The following is a 3777-nucleotide window of genomic DNA, read 5'->3' on the forward strand; positions in this document are numbered from 1 at the left end:
CTCCTCGCCCTTCTGGATGCCGATGTTCATAGCCTGGATGTCCTCGTAGGAAATCGACGACTCGCCCGACATGGCGTTGAAGAGCGCACCGGTACCGGCGCCCATCGCGCCCATAGCCATCCCGGCACTCGCCCCGGACGCCGCGGCCCCAAGGTTGCCGGCCATCGCGGCAGAAGGCCCGCGCTGCCCAATCGCTGCGCCACTGCGTGCAGCGGCCGATCCATCCATGGAGTCCACACCGGCGGCAATCGCCGCATGCGCCGCTTGCGCCTGCGGGTCATCACCCACGGTCGCGGGGATCGCGACATCGATTTCCTGACCCGCTTCCTGGCGGGCGGCCAATTCGGCCTCACGCTGAGCCTGTTCCAGCTGGCGTTCGGCGTTGCCTCGGTTGGCCATGGCGCCAATCGCCCCCACCACCGAACCAGCACCCGGACCCACCGGAGCCGGCGTGGCCATGCAACCGCCCAGCACCATACTGGAGGCGAGAACGAACAAGAGCTTCTTCTTCATCTTGCAGCTATCCTTATTGTTGTTGATGAAACCCCGCTTCATGCGGAGCGGCGCGAGCCTACCTACTCGGGAGGAATACGCCAACCACTCGAACGGCCCACGCTCGGGAGAACACCCGGCACAAGAAAGCCCGCCCGGATCGGCACCCGGACGGGCTTTCTCGGACGATATGGGCGGTTCGTTCTAACCGGACCCAGTCGCCGCCGGGGCCGAACCGCCAACGGCGTCCACCGCCCCCATCGCACCGGGCCCGAACAGATCGCGCATGCCACCCAGGCTCGACAGCAAGGCGGTGCCCTCCATCGGCACGAACACGCGGTCGCCATCCTTCGCCAGCTCCGGCAGCATGCCGATGTAGCGCTGGGCGATCAGGTAGTTGACCCCGGCCTTGGCGCCTTCCGGATGCTCCTTCAGGCTATCCACGATCAGCTGGATGGCCTCGCGCTCGCCCTGGGCGCGCAGCACCGCCTCTTGCTTGTCGCCCTCGGCGCGTGCGATCGCCGCGTCGCGATCCCCTTCGGCACGGCGGATTTCCGCCTCCTTGTAGCCCTCGGCTTCGCGCACAGTGGCACGGCGGGTGCGTTCCGCAACCATCTGCTGGTTCATCGCCTGCACGATGTCTTCCGGCATGGAGATGTCGCGGATCTCGACCCGGTTCACCTTGAGGCCCCACTTCTGCCCGGCCTCGTCCATGACCGCCTCCATCTGCTTGTTGATGGTCTCGCGGTTCTCGAAGATGTCGTCCAGCTCCATCTTGCCGATCTCGGAGCGCAGGGTAGTCTGAGCGAGGGTCTGAATGGCCAGCACCAGGTTCTCGGCGCCATACACGGCCGATTGGGGGTCCATGATCTGGTAGTAGATCACCCCATCAATCGTCACACCGACGTTGTCCCTGGTGACCACCGCCTGCTGCGGGAAGTCGAGCAGGATCTCGCGCATGTCGATCTTGGTCTCGGTGCGCACGAGCTTATCCGTCCCCTTGAACTGGAGGATGGTGATCGGCCGCGGCTGATCGATGAACGGGATGATCAGGTTCAGGCCCGGGTTCAGCACTCGGTGAAACTTGCCCAGGCGCTCGATCACCATCGCCCGGCGCTGCGGGATCATGGTGATCCCCATGCTGAGGAATACGCCGACCAGAACGGCCAGCACGAGAAACATTACAAGTCCTTCCATTGTCGCCTTCCTTTGCGGTTATGCGTGGCTGTGCACTTGCGGGCTCACGATCGCCGTGATGCCCTCGAAACGAATGAGACGCACGCGTTCACCTTCGCTCAAAGCGTAGTCCGCCGATTCCGGGCGGACGGGATAGAAGTCGCCGAGCAGGGTCACCCCCAAGCGGCCGTCGCGGTCTTCGATTTGCAGGACCTCACGCCCGGCGCGAACGTCCTGGCCTTCCAGGTTGCGGTCATCCCCGCGCACCCAGCGCCGCCCGACCCAGAAGACGAACACCCCCATCACGATCATGCCGGCGATCCCGCCGAGAATCTGGCCCGCCATGTCGGCCCCGAATGCGGCCGGGATGATCGCCCCGAAGGCGCCACCGGCCAGGATCAGCGTGACCCCGCCACCGCCGGACATCAGTCCGCCGAACAACAGCAGGTCCAGCACCAGAATGGTGACGGCCAGGATCAGCCAGTATTGCCAGGGGTCCAGTGAGAGAATCCAGGGGGTTGCTTCCATAGCATCAGTCTCCTTGAGGCGCGCCGTTCAAGGCCCTTCCAGTGAGCCGGGCGTGATCGACCCTGCATTTTTCGCGCTCACCCTCTCACATTCCGCCCCTTTGCAATACCCAACAGGGCAACGCGTCCAACCCCACGGGCGGAGCCAGCACGGAACCACGCAACAAGACCGGGAGCCATGGGTAAACGAATCGCTGGTCGAGTCGAACCTGCTCGGCCAGGGCCGCTACACGCTGCGGGTGTACGAGGTCAAAACCCGACGGGCCAGCCCCAGACCAGCGCGTGCAGGACGCCGATGGCCAGCACGCCCGCCGCCAGGACCTGATAGAACGCCGGGACCAGGAAATGGGCCCAGACGTCCACATCGCGTCGCCAGGCCGCATCCGGGTTCATCGCCATCGAGGTCCAGAGGGACCAGAGGCCAACCGCGAGAGACAGCCCCGGGGCATCCCCACCGTCCACCACGACCGCCCAGGCCATCAGCCCCCCGACCGCCAGCAGCACCGCCCGATGCAGGGGATGGCTGGGCCGGAAGGTCAGCACACGATGGAGGGCCGCGATGAAGGTGCGCGGTACATTGTCGTTGGAATGGTCCACGGGTTGCTCCTGCTGGTGTCCGTTGTGTCCGGCAGACTGTACCGGCCACCCCTCCAGATGGGGCGACCGACAAGCTTGTCGGGGTGAACGCCTCGGCCGGCAGGTGCGATCATCACGCTCGGCGCTGGGGCCGCCCGCCCGTCAGAACACGGCTGCGCGCCGGACGAAGCGGCTCGGTCCCGGCCTGTCGTCAGCCAGAATGGGCGACCCCGGAAACACCCGAGCAACGACACCCTTTCCGATTCAACCAATGGAAACCGTCTGGTCATGGACAACCACAGACCATCCCCACCCACTCGCAATGTACTGCTGTGCGTCGCCGGGCTCGCACCCCAGGTGATCACCGAGACCCTGTACGGGCTGGCCGTGCAGCGCCAGCCAGCCTTCGTGCCCGACGCCATCCACGTGGTCACGACCAGCGAAGGGGCCGAGCGGGCCCGCCTGACCCTGCTCGACCCCTCCGAGGGTCATTTCTATCGCCTGTGCGCGGATTACGACCTGGACCCGGGACGCATCGCATTCGGCGCCGACACCATCCACGTGGTTCGCGATCAAGAAGGCCGGCCGCTGGACGACATCCGCGACCCGTCACACAACGAAGCCGCCGCCGACCTCATCGTGGACCTCGTGCGCCGCCTGACCGTCGACCCGCAGCAGCGCCTGCATGCCTCCATCGCGGGCGGACGCAAGACCATGGGCTACTATCTCGGCTACGCCCTGTCGCTGTTCGGGCGCGAGCAGGACGAGCTCTCGCACGTGCTGGTGTCCGCCCCGTTCGAAGGGCACTACCAGTTCTTCTATCCGCCGCGGCGGCCGCAGGTGCTGTACACCCGCGACCAGCGGCCGATCCACACCGACAACGCCGAGATCACCTTGGCGCACATCCCGTTTGTGCGCATGCGCGACGGCCTGCCCGACCTGCTGGTGCGCGAAGGCGCCGGGTTCTCCGAGGCGGTCCGCCGTGCCCAGGACAGCCTCAAGTCAC

At 66.1% G+C, this 3777-nt stretch carries 5 protein-coding genes; 1 reads left to right on the top strand and 4 read right to left on the bottom strand.

All coding sequences use genetic code 11. The features are described 5' to 3' along the window. The 4 genes from ACJWXQ_RS01870 to ACJWXQ_RS01885 form a co-directional block, all read right to left on the bottom strand. Window positions 1–513, bottom strand: a 513-nt coding sequence (locus tag ACJWXQ_RS01870; RefSeq protein ID WP_406672035.1) for a hypothetical protein, incomplete at its 3' end; no start/stop codon positions are given. A 183-nt stretch (window positions 514–696) separates the two neighbouring features. Then, on the bottom strand, window positions 697–1689 hold the full coding sequence (locus tag ACJWXQ_RS01875) for an SPFH domain-containing protein (RefSeq protein WP_406672036.1): 993 nt from the start codon (window positions 1687–1689) through the stop codon (window positions 697–699). A gap of 18 nt (window positions 1690–1707) precedes the next feature. After that, complete coding sequence (locus ACJWXQ_RS01880; protein WP_019627872.1) at window positions 1708–2196, bottom strand: NfeD family protein; 489 nt, start codon at window positions 2194–2196, stop codon at window positions 1708–1710. Window positions 2197–2444: 248 nt separating this feature from the next. Then, window positions 2445–2792: a hypothetical protein gene (locus ACJWXQ_RS01885; RefSeq protein ID WP_019627871.1), complete on the bottom strand. Its 348-nt coding sequence runs from the start codon at window positions 2790–2792 to the stop codon at window positions 2445–2447. Between the two features lie 267 nt (window positions 2793–3059). Between ACJWXQ_RS01885 and csm6 the strand changes: the two genes are divergently transcribed. Continuing rightward, a partial coding sequence (gene csm6, locus ACJWXQ_RS01890) for a CRISPR-associated ring nuclease Csm6 (protein WP_406672037.1) occupies window positions 3060–3777 on the top strand: 718 nt, incomplete at its 3' end.

The sequence above is a fragment of the Natronospira sp. genome (genome assembly GCF_007134575.1).
Lineage (GTDB): Bacteria > Pseudomonadota > Gammaproteobacteria > Natronospirales > Natronospiraceae > Natronospira > Natronospira elongata.

What these genes read in the sequence shown, in the direction of transcription:
- ACJWXQ_RS01875 (WP_406672036.1), bottom strand. Translation starts at nt 1,689, where the DNA reads ATGGAAGGACTTGTAATGTTTCTCGTGCTGGCCGTTCTGGTCGGCGTA.
- ACJWXQ_RS01880 (WP_019627872.1), bottom strand. Translation starts at nt 2,196, where the DNA reads ATGGAAGCAACCCCCTGGATTCTCTCACTGGACCCCTGGCAATACTGG.